Annotated in this window: 22 protein-coding genes; all 22 read left to right on the forward strand. The window is 46.1% G+C overall.

The window, feature by feature from the left end:
- The first annotated feature begins 11 nt into the window (after window positions 1–11).
- Complete coding sequence (locus tag ACTNEN_RS11855; protein ID WP_441206727.1) at window positions 12–338, forward strand: hypothetical protein; 327 nt, start codon at window positions 12–14, stop codon at window positions 336–338.
- A gap of 1 nt (window position 339) precedes the next feature.
- Window positions 340–990, forward strand: coding sequence for a major tail protein (locus tag ACTNEN_RS11860; protein WP_441206728.1), 651 nt, complete (start codon window positions 340–342; stop codon window positions 988–990).
- Window positions 991–1005: 15 nt separating this feature from the next.
- Window positions 1006–1380, forward strand: coding sequence for a hypothetical protein (locus tag ACTNEN_RS11865; RefSeq protein WP_441206729.1), 375 nt, complete (start codon window positions 1006–1008; stop codon window positions 1378–1380).
- 32 nt (window positions 1381–1412) lie between these two features.
- Entirely contained in the window at window positions 1413–1547 is a 135-nt protein-coding gene (locus ACTNEN_RS11870; protein WP_441100600.1) for a hypothetical protein, read from the forward strand.
- A 55-nt stretch (window positions 1548–1602) separates the two neighbouring features.
- On the forward strand, window positions 1603–4254 hold the full coding sequence (locus ACTNEN_RS11875; RefSeq protein WP_441206730.1) for a phage tail tape measure protein: 2652 nt from the start codon (window positions 1603–1605) through the stop codon (window positions 4252–4254).
- Window positions 4255–4257: 3 nt separating this feature from the next.
- Window positions 4258–4626 carry a hypothetical protein gene (locus ACTNEN_RS11880; protein ID WP_441206731.1) on the forward strand — a complete coding sequence of 123 codons (369 nt, stop codon included), beginning with the start codon at window positions 4258–4260 and terminating at the stop codon, window positions 4624–4626.
- Between the two features lie 15 nt (window positions 4627–4641).
- Window positions 4642–6771 (forward strand): hypothetical protein, encoded by a 2130-nt coding sequence (locus ACTNEN_RS11885; RefSeq protein ID WP_441206732.1) that lies wholly within the window; start codon window positions 4642–4644, stop codon window positions 6769–6771.
- Window positions 6768–8228: a hypothetical protein gene (locus ACTNEN_RS11890; protein WP_441206733.1), complete on the forward strand. Its 1461-nt coding sequence runs from the start codon at window positions 6768–6770 to the stop codon at window positions 8226–8228. The genes ACTNEN_RS11885 and ACTNEN_RS11890 overlap by 4 nt, the downstream gene beginning before the upstream one ends.
- Complete coding sequence (locus ACTNEN_RS11895; RefSeq protein ID WP_441206734.1) at window positions 8225–9076, forward strand: hypothetical protein; 852 nt, start codon at window positions 8225–8227, stop codon at window positions 9074–9076. Before ACTNEN_RS11890 ends, ACTNEN_RS11895 begins: the two co-directional genes overlap by 4 nt.
- A gap of 17 nt (window positions 9077–9093) precedes the next feature.
- A complete protein-coding gene (locus ACTNEN_RS11900; protein ID WP_441206735.1) occupies window positions 9094–9423 on the forward strand; it encodes a hypothetical protein in 330 nt (109 codons plus the stop codon).
- A 3-nt stretch (window positions 9424–9426) separates the two neighbouring features.
- Window positions 9427–9696 (forward strand): phage holin family protein, encoded by a 270-nt coding sequence (locus ACTNEN_RS11905; protein ID WP_441206736.1) that lies wholly within the window; start codon window positions 9427–9429, stop codon window positions 9694–9696.
- Between the two features lie 129 nt (window positions 9697–9825).
- Window positions 9826–10587 (forward strand): LysM peptidoglycan-binding domain-containing protein, encoded by a 762-nt coding sequence (locus tag ACTNEN_RS11910; RefSeq protein WP_441206737.1) that lies wholly within the window; start codon window positions 9826–9828, stop codon window positions 10585–10587.
- Window positions 10588–10734: 147 nt separating this feature from the next.
- Window positions 10735–11637 carry a hypothetical protein gene (locus tag ACTNEN_RS11915; RefSeq protein WP_441206738.1) on the forward strand — a complete coding sequence of 301 codons (903 nt, stop codon included), beginning with the start codon at window positions 10735–10737 and terminating at the stop codon, window positions 11635–11637.
- Window positions 11637–13349 carry a recombinase family protein gene (locus ACTNEN_RS11920; RefSeq protein ID WP_441206739.1) on the forward strand — a complete coding sequence of 571 codons (1713 nt, stop codon included), beginning with the start codon at window positions 11637–11639 and terminating at the stop codon, window positions 13347–13349. Before ACTNEN_RS11915 ends, ACTNEN_RS11920 begins: the two co-directional genes overlap by 1 nt.
- A 220-nt stretch (window positions 13350–13569) precedes the next feature.
- A complete protein-coding gene (locus ACTNEN_RS11925) occupies window positions 13570–14382 on the forward strand; it encodes a PD-(D/E)XK nuclease family transposase (RefSeq protein WP_441206740.1) in 813 nt (270 codons plus the stop codon).
- Between the two features lie 104 nt (window positions 14383–14486).
- Complete coding sequence (locus tag ACTNEN_RS11930; RefSeq protein WP_441206741.1) at window positions 14487–14690, forward strand: hypothetical protein; 204 nt, start codon at window positions 14487–14489, stop codon at window positions 14688–14690.
- Window positions 14691–15345: 655 nt separating this feature from the next.
- Window positions 15346–16134, forward strand: coding sequence for a glycosyltransferase family 2 protein (locus ACTNEN_RS11935; RefSeq protein ID WP_441206742.1), 789 nt, complete (start codon window positions 15346–15348; stop codon window positions 16132–16134).
- On the forward strand, window positions 16125–17213 hold the full coding sequence (locus tag ACTNEN_RS11940; RefSeq protein WP_441206743.1) for a glycosyltransferase WbsX family protein: 1089 nt from the start codon (window positions 16125–16127) through the stop codon (window positions 17211–17213). Before ACTNEN_RS11935 ends, ACTNEN_RS11940 begins: the two co-directional genes overlap by 10 nt.
- A complete protein-coding gene (locus ACTNEN_RS11945) occupies window positions 17203–18090 on the forward strand; it encodes a glycosyltransferase (RefSeq protein WP_441206744.1) in 888 nt (295 codons plus the stop codon). The genes ACTNEN_RS11940 and ACTNEN_RS11945 overlap by 11 nt, the downstream gene beginning before the upstream one ends.
- 151 nt (window positions 18091–18241) lie before the next feature.
- Complete coding sequence (locus ACTNEN_RS11950; RefSeq protein WP_441206745.1) at window positions 18242–19342, forward strand: EpsG family protein; 1101 nt, start codon at window positions 18242–18244, stop codon at window positions 19340–19342.
- Between the two features lie 5 nt (window positions 19343–19347).
- Entirely contained in the window at window positions 19348–20397 is a 1050-nt protein-coding gene (locus tag ACTNEN_RS11955; RefSeq protein ID WP_441206746.1) for a glycosyltransferase family 2 protein, read from the forward strand.
- A 4-nt stretch (window positions 20398–20401) separates the two neighbouring features.
- Window positions 20402–21202 carry a glycosyltransferase family 32 protein gene (locus ACTNEN_RS11960; RefSeq protein ID WP_441206747.1) on the forward strand — a complete coding sequence of 267 codons (801 nt, stop codon included), beginning with the start codon at window positions 20402–20404 and terminating at the stop codon, window positions 21200–21202.
- Window positions 21203–21307: the final 105 nt, after the last annotated feature.

Raw genomic sequence — 21307 nt, forward strand, 5'->3', positions numbered from 1 at the left:
GGGAGGAAGCAATGGACAAGATCATACAGATTCTGGAGGAGTTGGAGAAGCAAGGGATTCCTTATACCTATGATCACTTTGCGGAAGGGGAAGGGCCGGATCCTCCCTTCCTCTGTTTCCGCTGTCCGAACAGCGATAACTTTGCCGCGGATGGAACCGTATATTTCCCGATCACAGAGATCGACATCGAGCTCTACACGGATAAGAAGGATCCGGAGATAGAAAAGAGACTGGAAGATCAGCTGATCCAAAGCGGGATCTTCTTTGAAAAGACAGAGACCTGGATAGATTCTGAGAAGCTCTACGAGGTCCTGTATTCATTTGAACAGGAGGTCTGAAATGGCAAGTAAAAAGAACAAGGTCAAGTACAACCTGAAAAACGTACATTATGCCATTGCAACGATCGCGGAGGATGGGACCGCCACCTTTGCGGATCCGATTGCATGGCCGGGTGCGGTATCTCTCTCACTGGATGCACAGGGAGACCAGACGATCTTCTGGGCAGACGGCGTGCAGTATTTTGTCACCAATGCGAACAGCGGCTATAACGGGGACTTCGAGTCTGCGATGGTACCGGAGGACTTCCGGGAGAACGTGCTCGGCGAGATCAAGGATGGAAACGGAGTTCTGGTTGAAGATGCGGATGCCCAGCCCATTCACTTTGCGCTTCTCTTTGAGTTTGATGGCGATGTGAATGAGATCCGCCACGTCATGTATAACTGCACGGCAACAAGACCGTCTGTGGCATCCAGCACCAAGGAGGACTCCATCGAGGTACAGACCGAAAGCCTTACCATCAATGCGACATCGATCAGGGATGCCACGCTTGGAAAGAACATCGTAAAGGCCCGTTCCTGTGCAGATACCACCGATGCCACCTACCAGAGCTGGTACAGTAAGGTCTACACGCCTGCTGCTGCAAAGGCGTCAGGAGGTTCTTCTACGTCTGGCGGTAGTACCACATCTTCGACAACGACAAGCTCTAAGTGATAAGGAGGAGTAGACATGTATCAGGAAATTTCCCTCCGGCTCAATGATGGGTCGGAGCAGAAGTTCCCGTTTCTCGCAACGGGGACCACAGCATACCGCTATAAGCAGGTCTTCCACCAGGATCTCATGATCCTCTTAAACAAGATGGAGAACAGCGAGGATGACCAGACGGATATGACCGTCGGCGACAAGCTGGCCTTTATCATGAACGCGCAGGCAGAAAAGCGTGACATGAATAAGCTGAACGAGGACGCCTTCCTCGAATGGGCGGATCAGTTCGACGGGGCAGAGCTCTTTCTTCACATGCAGGAGTTCGTCACGCTCTACCTTGGATCACGGAGGACAAGCTCCAAGCCAAAAAAAGAAGCCGCCCAACGGAGCGGGAAGTAAACACGGCGGTGTTTCTCCTGAGGGCGAAGCAGATGGGACTGACGTTGTCTGAGCTGGATGAGCTGGACGAGGGGACTGTGATGGATATGATCATTGAGTCTGGGAACGACTTCTGCGACGATGAGTACCGGCAGGTGGCGACACAGGAGGATTTCGATTCGTTTTAATTCGCATCGGTGATGAGCCGATGCTTTTTTCATGCCATGAAGGGAGGAGTAGGCTATGGCAGATCGTATTAAAGGAATCACAATCGAGCTGGACGGCGATACGACCAAGCTCTCCAATGCCCTGAAAGGCGTGAACAAGGAAATCCGGGATACCCAGAGTAACCTGAAGGACGTGAACAAGCTCCTCAAGATGGATCCGGGCAATGCAGATCTTCTGGCACAGAAGCAGAAGTACCTGACCGAAGCGATCGATGCGACCAAGAAGAAGCTTTCCGAGGAGAAAGAAGCCCTTGCCCAGCTTAAGGCTGGTCCTCAGACTGAGGAGACGCAAAAACAGCAGGAAGCACTGACCCGGGAGATTGAAGCCACTAAGCAGTCCCTCGAAGGACTCGAGGACGAGTATAAGAAGTTTGGCTCTGTTGCAGGACAAGAACTTCAGGTCGCCGGGGACAAGATGAAAGAAGTCGGCGGCAAGATCAGTGATGTCGGTGAAGGACTCACTAAAGGCATCACGGTTCCAGTCGCTGCAGTCGGTGCTGCCTCGGTTGCCGCGTGGAAGGAAGTCGATGAAGCGCTCGATACTGTGACGCAGAAGACAGGAGCAAGCGGTGCAGCCCTTGAGGACATGCAGAAGCGTGCCAAGTCGATCGCAGAGACGATTCCGACGGACTTTCAGACTGCTGGGGATGCCATTGGCGAAGTAAACACCAGATTTGGTCTGACGGGGGATGCACTTGAAGACCTCTCTAAGAAGTTCGTGGAGTTCGCAACCCTCAACAGCACGGACGTCAGCACCTCGGTTGATAACGTCTCTTCCGTCCTCAATGCCTTCGGGCAGTCGTCCGATGATGCCGGAAACCTCCTCGATGCCTTAAATCAGGTCGGACAGGCGACCGGTGTGTCGATGGATACGCTCTCGCAGGATCTTTCCAAAAATGCTGCACAGTTCCAGTCGATGGGACTTTCTGCCGAGCAGGCCGCTGGGTTCATGGGTGCGGTGGAGATGTCCGGCCTTGATACCTCGACGATGCTGACCGGCCTTACCAAGGCGCAGAAGACCGCGACAAAGAATGGACAGTCTCTTAGCGATGCACTGAAGGATTTCTCCAAAACCATGAACAGCAATGCCTCCGATACCGAGAAGCTGCAGGCAGCCTACGACCTTTTTGGCTCCCGTGCCGGTGGTGCGATCTACAACGCGGTGCAGAGCGGGAAGCTCTCGCTTAGCGACCTCTCTACCACGCTGGGAGATTACGCGGGATCGGTGGAGAGTACGTTCAATGAAACTCTGGATCCGCTCGACCAGATGACAGTTGTGATGAACAACTTAAAAGACCTCGGCGCGGAGATCGTAGATGCGTCGGCACCAATGATCACGGAAGCGATGACCCAGATCAAAGATGTGGTGACGGCTCTCAAAAGTGCGTGGGATGGTCTGTCCCCGGGAATGCAAGAGGCAATCGTCAAAGCCGCACTTATCGCTGCAGCTGTTGGTCCGGTCGTCGTCGGTGTCGGCAAGGTTGTCACCGCTGTGGGTTCCGTCACAAGTGTGGTCGGAAAGCTGGTCGGATTTCTTTCTACAACGGCGATCCCGGCGATCACAGCAGTTTCCGTTCCGATCCTCCCGATCATCGCCATCATTGCGGCGGTCGTGGCTGCTGTAGTCGCGGTGATTGAGATCGTGAAGCACTGGGGAGAAATCTCCGAGTGGTTTGGCGGTGTCTGGTCTACCGTCTGTTCTGGTGTACAGAGCATTGGTGAAGGCCTCGGCGACTTCTTTTCCGGCCTCTGGGATGGGATTAAATCTACTACAGAATCGGTCTGGAACGGCATCAGCAGCTTCTTCACAGGACTTTGGGATGGGATCAGTACGACAGCAACCACGGTCTTTACTGGGATCTCTGATTTCCTTTCGAATACCTGGTCGACGATTAGCTCTACAGCATCGACAGTATGGGGCGGTATTACATCCACTCTCTCCGGTGTGTGGGACGGGATCAAGACGACAGCAGGCACGACCTTTGACAACGTCAAAACCACGATCGGTACTGCGTGGGATACCATAAAGACGAACACCGGGAATGCCTGGGATGCGATTCAGTCGTCCATCGATCAGCACGGCGGCGGGATCAAGGGCATCATCGGAACAGCTGTGGATGCTTACAAGTCGATCTGGGAGACGGGCTTTACTACCATCAATAATCTCACAGGCGGGAAGCTTGGTGATGCGCTTTCTTCCGCACAGGGGAAACTTGGTGAGATCAAAGGAGCTTTCTCCTCCATGATCGAAAATGCCAAGAGCATCGTGAGTGGCGGCCTGGATCGGATCAAGGGATTCTTCTCCGGCTGCCATCTGGAGCTTCCACATATCAAGCTCCCGCACTTCTCGATCAGCGGTAAGCTCTCCATTAATCCGCCCTCGGTTCCGCATCTTTCCGTCGATTGGTATCGGAAAGCTATGGATGATGCCTACCTCTTAAACAGCCCGACGATCTTCGGCGCTGCAGGTGGAAGACTCATTGGTGGCGGTGAAGCAGGGCAGGAAGCTGTGGTTGGTACGGATAAGCTTGCGGAAATCGTGAAGGGTGCCCTCGCAGGAGTAGGTGGCGGTGACATCATTATCCCCGTCTACATCGGGCAGGAGAGGATTGATGAGATCGTCGTCCGGGCGACCCAGCGGAGCAACTATCGGTCAGGAGGTCGATGATGCATGCTAAGTGATTACCCAATCTACTTTGATGATGTAAAGCTCTTCACACCGGAAAGCTGGGAAGAGAGCTATTCTGTTGTGGAGAGTACCAATCAGACCGAGGCAGGAACGGATCAGGTCATTGTCACCAGGTATGACAAGCTGTCCGTCTCTGCCTCTTTTCCATGTTCGAGCCGGTGGGCAGCTATCTTTGCCACGTTCCGGGATAAGGATTCGATACAGGTGAGGCTCTATGACCTGAAGACGCAGGGCTACAAGACAAGAACCATGCGGATGCGGAACTTCAAAACCGGACCGGAGAAGCATTCAGAAAAGACAAGAGGGACGAATGGACTCTACACCGTAAGCTTCGATCTGGAAGAGTTCTAAGGAAGGAGGCGCTTCATGTACGCTGTAAGTGAACAATACAAGGCCGCCATGAAGCAGCCGGTACAAAGCTTTCGTATGAAGGGAACGATTGGAGCAGTTCCTTTTTGGGATGAAAACATCCTCTCTGGGTCTTTTTCGATTACGAATCAGTGCTCGGATGAAACAACCGTGGGGATCGGACAGGTTTATATCGGGCAGTTAAAGGCAACGTTTAATGGTCTTCATTTAGAGAAGAGAACACTTCTCGGAAAACCGATAACTCCAGTCTGTGGGCTAAAACTTGCGGACGGAAGCTACGAGGACGTGCCGCTTGGTGTGTTTTACATTGCCGAAGCAAACTGGACCTTGTCGGGAGTTGAAATCACAGCCTATGACGGGATGAGCCTGTTTGATAAGACGGTTTCTCTGTCATCCTCCCAAGGGTCTATTTATGATTTTCTGCACTTGGCGTGTAACGCCTGCGGTGTGTTGATGGCACAGAGCAAGACAGATCTTCAGTTATTCCCAAACGGCAAAGAGAATCTCGCCGTGTATGAGGACAACGACATAGAAACCTGGCGGGATCTGGTGAGCTGGACCGCTCAGGCAGCGGGTTCCTTTGCCACAATGGATCGAGAGGGAAAGCTTATTCTTCGACGGTACACAAAGGAACCGGTGGATACGATCGATTCCAGGCATCGCTATACTGGAGCGAAGTTCTCAGATTTTGAGACTCGCTACACAGGCATCTCAAGAGTGGATATCGCAACACAGACAACGAAATACTACTGTCTTGATGCGGATGATGGCTTAACCTACAACCTCGGCGCAAACCCTCTGCTCCAGTATGGCGTTTCCGATACGCTTGAGCAGCAGACCAGGGCTGTCCTTAGTGCGCTTTCTGCAATTGATTATGTGCCAATGGAAGTGTCCATGATCGGTAACCCAGCCTATGATCTTGGAGACGTACTGGTATTTTCTGATGGGATTGCAGATGGAGATAAGCTCTACTGCATCACAAAGTACGACTGGACATATGGCGGTGAGTACAAGGTAAAAGGTGTCGGTCAGAACCCGGCACTTGCAAGCGCCAGAAGCAAGGTGGATAAGAACCTCGCGGGGCTTATGAACCGAGTCGATGGAGATGCAGTCCACTATTACGATTACCAGAATGCACAGGACATCCACATCGGGGATGGCCAGAGTGGAAAGATCATTGAATTTCATTACGTCACGACAAAAGACGCTCATGTGGACTTTCATGCAGAGATCATCTATCAGCTCAATACAACAGAATCCATTCTGGAAGGTACCTTTTCCGAACAGGAAGGAATCCTGAAGGTCAGCTACGAACTAAACGGCGAGTCAATCACAGACTACTATCCTGTGGAAACCGCGTCAGACGGAACGCATCTGCTTCATCTGTTATACACCTGGAACTCTACGGCAAATATCATCGGATCCTTTCTTGTAAACATCACGATGGAAGGCGGAGAAATCGACATCGGCATGGCGCAGGCGAGGGCATATATTTCCGGTCAGGGACTTGTAGGGGATGGTGCCTGGGATGGGACGACCCAGGTGGAGGATACGCTTCCTGCAACGGATCTTCGGGAAGTGCTTCTTGGAGATTTTGAGGATTCTGTTTCTTCTGTATTCGCGGCAGCAAAAGACTTTGCACTTAACGACCAAATCAGCCATCTCGATGTCGCAGAGGTACTGTTGAGAGCATTCTCAGATGCAATCGGTCCTATTTTCCGGTTGCATCAGTTCACAGTATCCTACGCAAAGGATGTCATGGCTTATGACAGAGTCACTTATGACGGAACGGTTTGGAAAAACGCGGATGGGGCAAGCCAGGGAACCCTGACCACGCCCGTTTGTGAAGTTTCCGCTATTATGCAGATTACATCCAAGCATTCTGGGGATGATGTCGCATACCTGGTGTCATTTGATAAAGGAAAAAGCTGGTGGACTTATGCGGATGAGTGGGTGACACCGGATTATACCCAGGATGTGTACGGCATGTTTGAGGGAACAATGCGCTCGATTACCCCTTCGGCATGGGCAGAAAAATGCACCGGTTCCGTGATGGTGCGCGCGATTCTGACAGAGTCCGCAACCGTTACGGACATTCAGATTTATGAGGAGGAAATATCGGCATGAGAGGGATCACAACGATAGAACTTTTTAATGCAAAGACGGGGAAGCTGGAGAAGAAGGCAGAGCATCATAACCTCGTCACGGATGCGCTCCGGTACGTGATGAATATCGCGCAGAACTGCGGGGCCAATTTGGACAGCGAGGTGTTTCCGATTGCGACCAATGCCCTCGGCGGCATCCTTCTTTTTGATGGGATGCTTACGGAGGACATCCGTAACGTACATTTTCCGACAAAGGACGTGCACCTCGTAGGATATGCAGACGGCTCTACAAACACATCGGATATCCACAGAGGCTCGTTTAATGCTGCAGAATCGGGACCTGTGGAGAATGGATATAAAAGCGTCTGGGACTTCGGTACGTCACAGGCGAACGGGACGATCAAAGCGTTGGCACGTACCAGTAATTACGCGGCTTCCAATCCGCTGATCAATTACATGGGCTACTACAGCAGCTCGTCCAATGGAAGCCCTTCCACAGACGGAAGCTGGTATCCAGTTCGATATGATGGGGAATACCTGTATATGTTTAAAAATGTCAAGGACTCGATTCGGGTATCTCGTGTCCGCAGAGCTATGCTCCACCATAACGTGTACGACTTTGCTTCCCGCGTGGAGGATTATGAAGCGGTTACGGAATTTGACACGACGTGCTGTTCTTTCACATATGTATCGAGCAGTTCCGGAGCAACGAATTCCTATACCTACCGCTGCCGGAACGAGAAGCTGTATTTTGATGGCGGAGACGGATTCCTTTACTGTGTTTACGCGGGATTTGATCCCGAAAAAGAGCCCGGCCACGTATTCAACTGGTTTACCATCAAGTATTCAGATGGCTCTTACAGCAAATCTGACATCCACACGATGACGATAGCGCCGAGAGTTTTATGCAATTATGACACGGTATCCGTCTATGACAAAACAAAGAAAACCTATGTGACGCAATATGTCAGTTACTTCAGCGATCCTTATCAGATCCGGGTTCGGAATGGCTATCTGTATGTGATTGCGGTAAACCAGAAAGAGGTGCTTAAGGTGAGTCTCAAAAATCCTGTGGATGTCAAAGCAATCCGGGTGATTGAGGACGGATCCAGTGACTATATCTACAGTTTTCAGCAGATCACCCCTTATAACGGAGGTGTTCCGCTGAACCTCTATCATTACACCAAGGACGGCTATGAATGGCGAAACGGTCTGGTGTATGAAGACGGAACTGTATTCCTCCATATCTTTAAAGGCACCCGCCGCGAGTCAGACTGGTCGGATCATTTCCAGGTATGCGGGGACCATCTGGAGTGTTTTGGCTATTATGACTCGTCCCGGATCTACCGTGGTTATGTTGCCAACTATCTCGGGACAATTGCCAACCTCTCAAGTCCTATCGAAAAGAATGCCTCACAGACGATGAAGATCACATACACGCTGCTTGATGAGGATAAGACAAAGGAGGCGGGCTCATGAATTTTTTCCGGATTGCTTACAAGGGGAAATCTAAAATCCTTAAAAAGTTATGCGAGCTCTCGAACGCTCTCGTTGATGTGGTTTCTTCCTTTGATGCAGACGGGGACGGAGTTGTGGACAATGCTGCCAAGGTGAACGGACACACGGTAGCCTGCGACGTACCTGAGAATGCAGTCTTTACGGATACCGCCTATGACGATACGGAAATCAAAGCTGACGTGAAGGAAAACACCGATGCCATCAAGAAAAATACAGAAGCTCTTGGCGGGCATACTGTACAATCGGATGTCCCGGAAGGAGCCGTCTTTACGGATACGACCTACACCTTTGAACTAAGTGACAGCAAGCTCACGATCCGCTCCTCGGAAGGAACCAAACAGGTGCTGACTCTTCCAGCATCCGGATCTGGAGGATCCTCCGGTGAGGTCACGGAAGTAGGCAAGCCCTCCTTCGATCACATCAAGAACGTCGCTGCGGTGACAAAGCTTGCGCTGGACGTGGATGACGGGAGGGGCTTCATTACCTATCCCGCAAACAGCGCTGTGCATTTGAAGAGATCCTCAATCACGAAGAGTGATCCGGATATCCGCTTGAAGGTCGTGGAAGTACGGCTTTCGGACGGAACCCTGTCAACGGACATGGATACCTATAACGGATTCCGGTTCTATGCCACAACAGGAAAGTGCATCGTAGATAGCGAAGACAACGGAACAACCAGCTACCCGGATGCGGACCAGATCGGGCATTTCAAGTTTGCCGATGGTGTTGCCAATGATGAGACAACTCTGATGGCTTATAACCAAGCAACGCTTAAGTACAAGTACCTGATGGTATATGTGGAGGATTAAGGAAGGAGGTGATTCCATTGATCGACTTTATCTTGAAATACTGGATTCAGGAGCTCTTTGCCCTGATCCTTGCCGTCCTCACTTGGCTCTGGCGGACGCTTCTCCGGCGAAAGCAGGAGAACGACGAAATCAAAGAAGGAATGATGGCCCTGCTGCATGACCGTATTTATCAGGCCTGCAGCTTTTTTATTGCCCGGGGATGGTGCTCTCCGGATGACCGGAGCAACCTAGAGTACCTGTACAAGCCGTACAAAGCACTCGGCGGGAATGGTACGGGGGAGTCCCTGTACAAGAAGTGTCTGGAACTGCCGCTTACGGCAGACAGAAATAAAGAAAAGGAGGAATGACTTATGGACTTTGGAATCGCAAGTGTGGCGGCAATCACAGTGATTGCGTATCTTGTCGGCATCGGTTGCAAAGCAGCTGGCTCGGTAAAGGATGAGCTGATCCCGGTGATCTGCGGATGCGTCGGTGCGGTGCTCGGCATCGCGGGGCTGTATCTCATGCCGGACTTCCCGGCAAAGGATGTCATTAATGCCCTTGCTGTCGGCATTGTGTCCGGTCTTGCAGCGACTGGCGTGAACCAGATCTACAAGCAGCTCACCAAGACAGATGCGTGAGAGGAGGTGAACCTCGTATCTCGGCTGCTCCATCCGTTAATGGAGCATTGTTATGTTTGGCTCTTCGGGCTTCAAAACCCGGAGGGCTTTTTGATTTGCGGGAAATAGAAGTTTGAGGAGGAGAAAATCATGAGTAAAACAGAATCTGCCATCCAGTGGATGGAAAATCATGCAAATGACAATCGATACGGTTACGACCAGAGGTATCGCTGGGGTGAGAGAGGAGACTTTGACTGCTCCTCGGCAGTGATCTCGGCATGGCAGGCAGCCGGTGTTCCTGTGAAGACAAGGGGTGCTACCTATACTGGCAACATGCTCTCGGTCTTTTTGTCCTGCGGCTTTGAGGACGTAACCGGCATGGTGAACCTTGCAACCGGAGCAGGCCTTAGACGCGGCGATGTCCTTTTGAACACTGCGCACCACACTGCGATGTACTGCGGAAATGGAAGAGAGGTTGAGGCTTCCATCAATGAGAAGGGAACAGCAGTTGGTGGCGCTCCCGGTGACCAGACCGGACGTGAATTCCTGATCCGTTCGTATCGGAACTTCCCTTGGAACCGTGTGCTTCGCTACAAGGAGAATACCGCGACGAAGTCCGTAGATGAGCTTGCACGTGAAGTGCTGGCAGGGAAGTGGGGGAACGGTGCGGACCGAAGGAACCGTCTCTCGTCTGCTGGCTATGATGCTTCCGCTGTGCAGACAAGAGTGAACGAACTGCTTCGCGCAAAGAGCAAGCCACAGGCAGTGTACTATACCGTGCAGCGAGGAGACACCCTCTCCGGAATTGCCAGAAGGTATGGAACCAGCGTATCCGCCATCCAGAAGCTGAACGCATCCCTGATCAAAAATGTGAACCTGATCCAGGTGGGATGGAAGATTCGGGTGAAGTAACCGAAGATATAGTGCCTGCATTACCCCGTAGATCTACCAATTTCTGCCCTTTTGTGAAGGGTCAGGTTTGGTGGTTTCTGCGGGGTTTATTCGTTGCTATAAACAGGCTTTAGAGTGATGAATAGACCAGAAAGGAGACGTGCATACATGGAATACACAATCATTACCGATAAGAAAAAAATCATCAAACGGCTGATGGATCTTACCGGACAAAAATCAAAGTATCTCGGAATTCCGAGTATGGCCTACCAGGTCGGGAACTACACGGTGGACAGCAACATGATTTTGTCCTTTGAAGAGGATGCGCAAAATGTGGTTCCGACTCTTGCGAGGGAGAGGATGATCCTCACAGATGAGGTGTTTGAGGAGACCAAGCCGGAACAGGTACCGGAAGAGCCAAAAAGGCCAGAGAAAAAGCGGGTGATGCCACAATCAAAGGAAACCGAAGTCGGGATCGCCGTGCCGCTGAACCAGCACACCGGAAACAGCCTGCTAAGGCTAATTCACCTGATCCGCGCACACCAGACCGTTATCAACCGAGCCACGCTTGGACACTTTGCGATCGATGACGATTTCCTTGCATGGATCAACATGCAGGATGAGGCGGTCTATGGAGTCCGAAACTTCCTTACCGCTGTGGAAACCTACGAGGAAGAACACGGAAAAGCGATTCAGGGCCTTACCGTAAAGGGAGACCTTCTGATCTACACCGGATACGGAGATGTTGATCTTCATGCCTGTCAGACCCTTACCAATTTCATCAATGCGGCGGCGATCAATCAGAGAAAGGCAAGCAGCTTCGAGAACCGGGACGGGAGCGACAAGTTCATTTTTCGAAGCTGGCTGGTGCGTCTTGGGATGACAGGCCCGGAGTATAAAGAGGATCGAAAGCAACTGTACCGCCACCTTACCGGATACACCGGCTTTCCCACGAAGGAGAAGTATGATGCTTGGAAAGAGGATGCCATGCCAAAGATCCTCGAAAGAACAAGGAAAAACCGAGAAGCATTAAGGGCTGAGAGACTGCTAAAAAGAGAGGAGGCCATGTAATGAGTGAGATAACTGTACTACCGGCGACCAAGAAATTCTTCCAGACTGCCGATACCCTGGAGCGGTCCAAAGGAGTCCGTGTGGCTGCTTACTGTAGGGTTTCCACAGACGAACAAGATCAGGAAAACTCCTATCAGAACCAGATGGACTACTACAAGCAGTACATTGCAGCGCAGAAAGACTGGATCTTCGCGGGGATTTATGCAGACGACGGTATCTCCGGCATGAGCACCAAGGGAAGAGACGGCTTCAAGCAGATGATCGCGGATGCAAAGGCAGGTATGTTCGACTACATCATCACAAAGTCCATCTCCCGATTTACCAGAAACACCGTAGATGGATTAACCATTGTGAATGAACTCCTGCATCAGGATCCACCGGTCGGGGTCTATTTCCAGAAGGAAAATCTGGATACCATGCAGAAGGGCGTTGAGTTTCTGCTCACAATCATGACCGGCATTGCCCAGAGCGAGAGCGACTCTACGGGAGAGAACATCACCTGGACCATCCGCAGAAAGTTTGCTGCCGGAGATCCGCTGGTCAACCCGAACCGAATCTACGGATACCGGAAAGGCGAAGATGGAAGCTGGGAGATTGATCCAAAGCAGGGGGAAGCCATTCGGTTTATTTATGAGAAATACCGGGAGGGCTGGGCATCCAGAGACATCGCAAAAGACCTGATGGATAGAGGCGTTCCGGCACCGGGTGGGAAGATTTGGTATCCGTCTACCGTGATCCAGCTGATGAAGAACGAGAAGTACAAGGGCGATGTCCAGATGCAAAAGACGATCACTGTCGACCGGAAGAACAAGATCTGCAAGAAGAATGAAGGAGAAGCGAAATCCTACTACATCAAGGATCATCATGTGCCGCTAGTTTCCCGGGAGCTCTGGGAAGAATGCAACCAGATCACAAAAGACAGAGAAGCGGCAAAACTTGAGAACTTTAAAAAGAACCGGGCGAAACCGCCGTTTAAGCTGTTGAACCTTATACACGACAAAGACTATTACAAATCTCGTAATGAACGGTCAGTACAGAACTATGAAGACGAGCGGGGAGAAGGACACTACTACTTCCGGCGAGAATTTATAAGAAAGCACAGTACCGGCGAGAAATGGTATGCGTTTACGTTGGAGCAGAGCTTTATGGAAATGCTCTACGCCTGCAAGGAAGACTACGAGACCTATGGAGACGGATCCGACATTGCGATGGACTTCAACGAGAAGTACGATGCGGCACGGTTGAGCCAAGCTCCACAGGGTGAAGTAGACCAGATGATGGAAGAGTACCAGGACTTTCTGAAGGCGCTCTCGGAGTTACCGACTATCACAAAGACCGGAAGACCACTCATGGTCAACGGAGTCAACGCGCAGGGAACATTGATGCGGACGGTGGAAGGGTACATCATCCCCGGAGCCTATTCCATGGTGAAGCACGGAAGGACCAAGGTGACAGACGACAAGATCCAGAAAACTCCTGACATCTTAACCTTCGACAGAGCCTTTGCAGAGAGGTACTTTACGAACATGGACCTGATCGGCGATGAGGCAGAGTACACCACGAGGTTCGGTGTGAAACTGAAGAGCATAAGGAATCAGCGAACCCTGAACGCCTTCATGGGATACCGAAAGTTCGATGAGCAGGGCAACGCCTCCCTGGTGATGGAAGAGTATCAGGTGGTTCTGGATAAGCCGATGTTCAGGGAGAAGTGAACAAAAAAAGGAGCCCGACGCATCAGGCTCCCTCTAGGTGTTGTCCGAAGACGACCACCGCAATTCGTGTAACTAATATAACATCGTGTGGTATGCGGTGCAAGTTCTTCAGCCCCTGCGGAAATTGGAAGAGTTAGACAACTTAGCTTTAAATTTTTAGATTTTCCTGATATAATAAAGTCAGGGTAGTATATACAAATCAAGAAAGAACGGCGGTGGCATGAACAAAGATTTAGATTTTGAAGGAAAGCATAAAGAAGATCTGGAGCGTCTTCACAATTTTCGCCTGCTCGATGATGACTTCATGACGAAAGTCTTTGAGGACACAAAGTGCGCTGAATTTCTGCTCCAGATTATTCTGAAACGTGATGATCTGAAGGTCACAAAATCCACCAGCCAGTATGGAATTAAAAACCTTCAGGGGCGCTCCGTCAGACTTGATATTCTGGCGGTCGATCAAAAGAATCATGTGTACAACATCGAGATCCAGCGCAGTGATCATGGCGCAGGGGTGAAGAGAGCCAGATACAACAGCAGCCTGATCGATGCAAACGTAACAGAACCTGGAGAACAATATGAAGCGCTCAATGAAAGTTATGTAATCTTCATCACAGAAAACGATGTGCTGGGGAAGAGCCTTCCGATTTATCACATAGAACGCACGGTCATGGAAACCGGAGAGCCCTTTGGAGATGAAGAGCATATTGTCTATGTGAACTCACAGATTAAAGATGAAACTTCTCTCGGAAAGCTGATGCACGATTTCGCTTGTATAGAGGCGAAGGATATGTACTATCCGGTGCTGGCTGATCGGGTTAGATATTTTAAAGAAGACGAGAAAGGAGTGACGGTTATGTGCAAGGCTATGGAAGATATGAGAAATGAAGCTGCTAGAGAATCTGCTAGAGAAAATACACTGCAAATAGCTAACAATATGCTAGGTATGAAGAAATTCACCTACGAAGACATTGCAAGAGCAACCGGATTGACTGTAGATGAGATTAAGGAGCTGGACTCAAAGAAGTCCGCTTGATGTTTTTGACCGATAAGGTCGCCTTGAGGCATTTCCCTCAAGATGGGGTGTAGTTAGACCGCACCCCTTGTTGTAATATCATCTATGATCAAGGAGTGACGGTTATGTGCAAGGCTATGGAAGATATGAGAGCTGAAGCAAGAGCTGAAGGAAGAGTCGTAGGAAGAGCTGAAGGTTCAAAAGAAAACGCCATTAGTGTAGCTCGTAAAATGCTCAAGACTGAAAGGTTTAGCCATGAGGAGATTGCAAATTTTTCAGGACTAACCGTTGATGAAGTAAAGGAACTGGCAACCAAACAGCCTGCATAACAAATTGAATCAGCTTCTCTAAGGAAGATCCCTTCTGTGGGGGTCTTCTTTTTTTGTCCTTTTCGAATGAGTTTCTTCCTTATTATATATACACATTTCGAGCGACCTGCTGCCACCTTCCGGGCAGAGGAATTTAGTCTCACCTCCCAGAGCCGCTCCATCATTCTTAAACCTCACAATCGGGAACGAGTTTCTTCCTTATTATATATAGTCCATAATCAAGCTCATAATCAGACTCATAATCACGATAGGGGTGATTATGACTTATAGACTATAGTACCTATCTATCCCTTTTTCAAAATCTCCTATTCCCGGGCATTTCTGCCGATTCCCACGATCCTTCCCTCATATCGTGGTAATACCCCTTAAAAAATCAAAATCTAGTAGCTGCACGAATTCGATACCGCAACATATAGTGAGGAACCGATTTGTGGGGTGTCTTTTCTTCACTGAGCTTAACAATCGCTTGCTTATGAACGTTTGTATACCATGCTCCGGCATTCATTCACGGGCTGGTCATTGATTGAATGGCGAGAGAATGATTAGACCCTCGGGTGAATGGAAGAGTATCTGTAATTTATAAGTGGATATATCTTCCTAAACAGTTTAGGCGAGAAAGTAGATGAGTTTTGAAGAGGGAGAGTGAAAAGAAGTTATGTCAGACAGGCTGAGCGTTTGCATCGTAGCGTACCACAATTACGATGACATCGAAAACGCGATCCGCACAATGGAAAAATACACCTCTTCAAACATATCTAAAAAAGTCTACGTTGTTGATAACGGTAATACACCTGATGTAGAAAAAGAGAATAAAGAGTTCGTACATTTTTTGAAGAATTATCCAGATGTCATTTATGTAGATGCAAAAAAGAATCTTGGATTTGGTGGAGGCCACAATAAGGTTCTCCAGTATCTGGATTCTGAGTATCACTGCATAATGAATCCGGATATTTTATTTTTTGAAGATGCTTTCAAATCTATTCTTCGATACATGGATGATAACAAGCAGGTTGGAATGGTGATTCCGAACATTGTAGATGAACAGAATCATCGGCAGCTGGTTTACCGCAAGGAACTCACTGTGTTCGACATGTTCATACGTATGTTTGCCAAAAACCTGTTTCCTAAGAGAATAGCATCTCACACGTTGCAAGATATGGACTACTCGAAGCCGTTTCAAGTTCCATTTGGACAGGGCAGCTTTCTTGTGATAAGGACAGAATTGTTTAAGCAAATTAATGGATTTGATGACCGCTTTTTCATGTACCTGGAAGATGCTGATCTGTGCAAGAGAGTAAATGAGGTTTCAAAACTCATGTATTACCCGGGAGCTTCAGTGATCCATAAGTGGGAGCAGGGGTCACACAAGAACAGGCAGCTTTTTAAGTATCATGTTCAGTCGATGAAATACTACTTTAATAAATGGGGTTGGAAATGGAAATGAGAAAAGATATTAAAGTATTAGCAATGCATCTACCACAGTATCATGCTATCCCTGAAAACGATATCTGGTGGGGAAAAGGTTTTACTGATTGGGTTAATGTGAAGAAGGCAAGGCCTATATACAAAGGACATAAGGAGCCTGTTGTTCCGCTTAACAACAATTACTATGATATGACTGATGTAAGGACACTTCAATGGCAAGCCGATCTGGCTAATAAATATGGTGTATACGGTTTTTGCTATTATCATTACTGGTTTAACGGAAAAATGTTGCTTGAGAAGCCTTGCGAGATACTTTTGCAGCATCCTGAAATAGATGAACATTACTGTTTCTGCTGGGCTAACGAGTCTTGGGCGAGAACCTGGGATGGTAAAAATACGGATATTTTAATTAAGCAGGAATTTGGTGGTCAAGATGATTGGAAGAAACATATTGACTACCTGATTCGGTTTTTTGAAGACCCGCGCTATATTCGAATTGAAAATCGACCGGTTGTATTCTTTTATTCGTGCGCAAGAATCACGCAATTCAATGAAATGATTTCATATTGGAATGAGGTTTTAGCGGAACATGAAATCCCTGAAATCTATGTTGTTGAGTTTGTAAACTCATTTAATTCTGGAAAAAATGACATAAATTCTGATGTGCTGGTTGAGTTTGAACCTCATTGTGCTACGAGATATGCGATTTCAAATATAATGAAAGCAAAAAGAGTACTTTGTAAGAAATTAGGCCTGACGGATTTTCTGTCATATGACTATGTGTGGAAGTGCTTGCTTAAAAATAAAGAAGACTATGGAGGTAAAAAACTCTGGAGGGGAGCTTTTGTTGGGTTTGACAACAGTCCAAGAAAAGGAAAAAAAGGAATGATTATCAAAGGCTCCAATCCTAAAAAGTTTTATTTTTATATGAGACAGCTTTTAAATGATACAAGCCGTAATTATGATGATAATTTTGTTGTAGTAAATGCGTGGAATGAATGGGCCGAAGGAGCAATTCTTGAGCCAACCGAGCAGTATAAATACGATTATCTGAAGGCAATAAGAAAATTGGTTAGTGGTCAAGAACATGCAGTATAAAGTGCTAATTTTACTGTCAGTATTTAATGGACAGAAATATTTACAGGAACAGTTAAATAGTCTTTATAACCAGCGTGGCGTAGATGTATCTATCTTGATCCGTGACGATGGGTCTTCGGATCATTCTATCGACATCATTCGTGAAAATCAAAAGGACCACGATATTAAGTTGATAGAGGGAAAGAATATTGGTTTTGCTCAAAGCTTCTGGGAGCTTGTCCGAAATGCAACAGAAGCGGATTATTATGCATTCTGTGACCAGGATGATTATTGGGAAGAGAATAAGCTGCTAGAAGCTATCAATAAAATAAATAGCTTACATCATGAAGAAGGCATTCTTTATACTGGGAATGTAAAGGTAGCAGATCAGAATTTAAATATTATCAAAGATGAAGGGTTTCATGTTGAGGGAGTTTTGTCTTATATAGATTGTCTGCTAAGGTCGGTTGTACCGGGTTGCACTTTTGTTTTTGATAAGAAGATGCAGTCTGAATTTAAGAAATACTCTGGGCAGATGATTGCGCATGACTGGACAGCGTACATTATTGCCGAGTCGGTTGGTACTGTGATTTATGATCCAGTGCCACGGATGTGTTACCGACTTCATAATAATAATACAGTAGGAATTGACTCAAAGTTAGTGGACTTAAACAAAAAGATTAAAAGGTTTTTCAAGCCTACGTTTAAGAGATCAAGATCTACTGTTGCCTATAATATTTATACAATTTATAGCTCTGAAATGGAAGCAAGACAGAAAGATATCCTATATAATTTTGCGTTTTATATTAAAGACAAAGAGGCTTTCAGAAAACTATGGGAGCAAATAAAAAATAAAGGAATAATTCTTAAGATGTTGATCCTTCTAAGAAAGGTATAAAGTAAAAATGTTGGCGTTAATTATATCGGGAATAAAGTATGTGACTGTATTTTCAATAGTCTATTTTTGCTTCTATATAGCAGAAACTAAGTACCGAGTAGCTGATAGGAATATTGTCTTAAATAAAGAACATGTTCCCGGAAGAATAACCATGAGTCAATCACGTCTTCTTGGACATTTTTATATATTTTTCGGTATCCTTGTAATATCAATATTTGCAGGAATTCGTTCAAGTAGTGTAGGCGTAGATACATCAGGATATCCAGTAGAGTTCATGAAATATGGAGCCTTAAGCCGTTCATATTCTGAGCTTCTGCGAATAGAACCAGATCTAATAAATGAGTATTTAGGAGCATTGTTAGTATTCTTCTGCTCGCGGTTCACAGCCCAACCTGGACTTTTGTTGTTTTTTTATCAATTTCTAACAGTGCTACCAGTAGCAATCACTGCATATTTGTTAAGAGATAAGATTTCCATCAGATATTCGATTGCAGTCTATTTATTTTGGTTTTTTAATAATTCGCTTAATATGATGCGACAAAGCGTTTCATGTGCGTTCATTTTGCTCGGAACAATTATTTTACTATTAAAATCTAAGAGCAAAATAGGAGCACTGATATCCTTTGCCATAGCTGTACTGTTCCATAGATCTGGATTTTATGGAACAATCCTTGTGCTAAGTGTCTATATGGCTTCAAAAATCGGTCGGAAAAAACTGAGAATTTTGATTTATGGATTTATTTTATTAATCCCTAAACTGATGACAAGCTTTGTGCTTTTTCTATACTCTAATGGAATATTTAAAGACCCGCATATTTTGTATTATTTTGATGTGTTTTTTATGAATCGCTCAACAAATCTAGTAGGATTCATCAACCCATTTTCGCTGTACTCCATTACCTATCTAGTTACATGCATAGTACTTTTACTGATGCCTTCATTATTTAGATATGATTTTTTTACAAAGGTGAAGATTAGCCGTGATAAAGATGAACTAGTTGGAATATTAACCAGTTTTAATCTGTCTGGGTTCTTGATTTATATTGTGTTGTTATTAAGCATGCGAACAATGTATGGAAACCGCTTTTCTATATTCTTTGATTTCTTCTATATTGTTTCTATTCCGCTAGCTATTAATGGAAATAGAGCTAGGTTAAAAGGACAACTTCTCATAATGATTTTATTCATCCTTTGGGCTGTATGGATTATGAGAATGGGATGGAGTGGGTCTTCATTATATAAGATAGGATGATACATATGAATGGCAAGAAACTGATTAGTATAATAATACCTTTTTACAATACACCTATAGATTTGTTTGAAAAATGCATTGAAAGTGTTGTTCAGCAGGACTACAAGAATACCGAAATACTTGTAATTGATGATGGAAGCTCACCGGAAAATTTAAATAATATTTTGACAATAACAAAGAAAGACTCTAGAATTCGCGTTATTAGTCAGAAGAATGGTGGTGAAGGAGCCGCTAGAAACACAGGCATCAATGAAGCTCAGGGAGAGTATATTGTGTTCGTGGATTCAGATGATGGCCTTGGATATGAATGGTTGAGCTATGCAATGAGCGTTGTGGATAATTCACAGGCAGAGATTGTTAGTGGGAAGGTTGTAAGGGTTACAAGTATTCCAAACAGAGAAGATGCAGAGGCTGAAGAGCAAGCATCTTTCACACAGTTGGATAGGAATAGATTTTGGGAACTCCAAAGAGATTTTTTATATTTTTCTTCAGATCTGCAAAAGGACCTCCCTTCACTTGATCCAGGAGTATGTTCCAAGTTGATAAAAAGGAGTTGCATTGGTGACTTGAGATTTCCTGTTGGCATAAAACTGAGTTCAGATCAAGTCTTTAACCATTGTTTACTTAATAAAGCGGAAAAATATGCACTGACAAACAAAATCTCATATTATTATGTCTCAAACTCCGAATCAGTCTCACACGTATATCAACCTAAAGCTGCAAATTACATGATGCAATCAATGAGGCTAATACGTGATCAACTTATCGATAATAAAGAGGTAAGTCAAGCATTTTACTATAGGGTTCTTGCGGAGATAACAGAAGCCATACAATATGCATACTTTTCGGATAAGAATAAGCTGTGCTTAAAAGAAAAAGTACAAGGGGTCAGATACGCTGGATCTATAGATGTAGTAAAAAATTCCTTGGCTATAATGGACATAAATTCATTACCCAATAGACAATGGAAATTAAAGGCATGGCTGTTAAAACATCAGTTTTATGCCCTATTTGTTGTTCTCAAAATGATTTCAGATATTGGTGAAAAGAGATAAGTGTATGATACCAAAGATAATTCACTATTGTTGGTTTGGTGGTAATCCGTTAACGGATGATGCTAAAAAGTGCATAGCATCATGGAAGAAATATTTCCCAGAATATGAAATTAAAGAGTGGAATGAATCCAATTTTGATGTTAATAGTTGCAATTACGTAAGAGAAGCCTATTCTGCCAAGAAATGGGCATTTGTAAGCGACTATGCCCGTTTCTGGATTTTATACAAATATGGTGGTTTATATTTTGACACCGATGTTGAAGTAATTAAATCTATGGATGATCTTATAGAAAAGGGGTCGTTCATGGGCGAAGAAGCGGGGGCAGAAGAACTTCCAAAAGAACTATGTAATCCAGGACTTGGACTTGCAGCTGAATCGGGGCTTGATTTATATAAGGAGATACTTGAATACTATCAAAGTCAGCATTTTATAAATCCGGATGGCACCAACAATTTACATACTGTTGTAGAAAGAACAACAGAGATCTTAAAAAGACATGGATTCAAGGGCGATGGAACAATTGAACATGTGGATGGAGTGGATATCTACCCCTCAGAATATTTTTGCCCGATGAATTATATAACTAGGAAAATGAATATAACGTGTCAGACGCGTTCGATTCATCACTACAGTGCAACGTGGCAGAGTACGTTAGAAAAAATTATATATAAAATAGAACTATGTGATAAAGGGAAAAAATCCTCAGAGTATAAACTACGAAGATTAGCATCTCTTCCTTTTAGAGTTATAAACAAATATAAAAAGCATGGTATGCGCGGAGTCATTGATACGTTAAAAAGATAGTAATAGCTAATTGAAGATAGTGAGATAGACAATGCTTATATTGGAAATTTATAGAAAATTTAAATATGGAATTCGGTATAGTTCAGAATCTTATATTTCGCATTT

It is taken from the genome of Oribacterium sp. HCP28S3_H8 (assembly GCF_052064775.1).
Classification (GTDB): Bacteria; Bacillota; Clostridia; order Lachnospirales; family Lachnospiraceae; genus Oribacterium.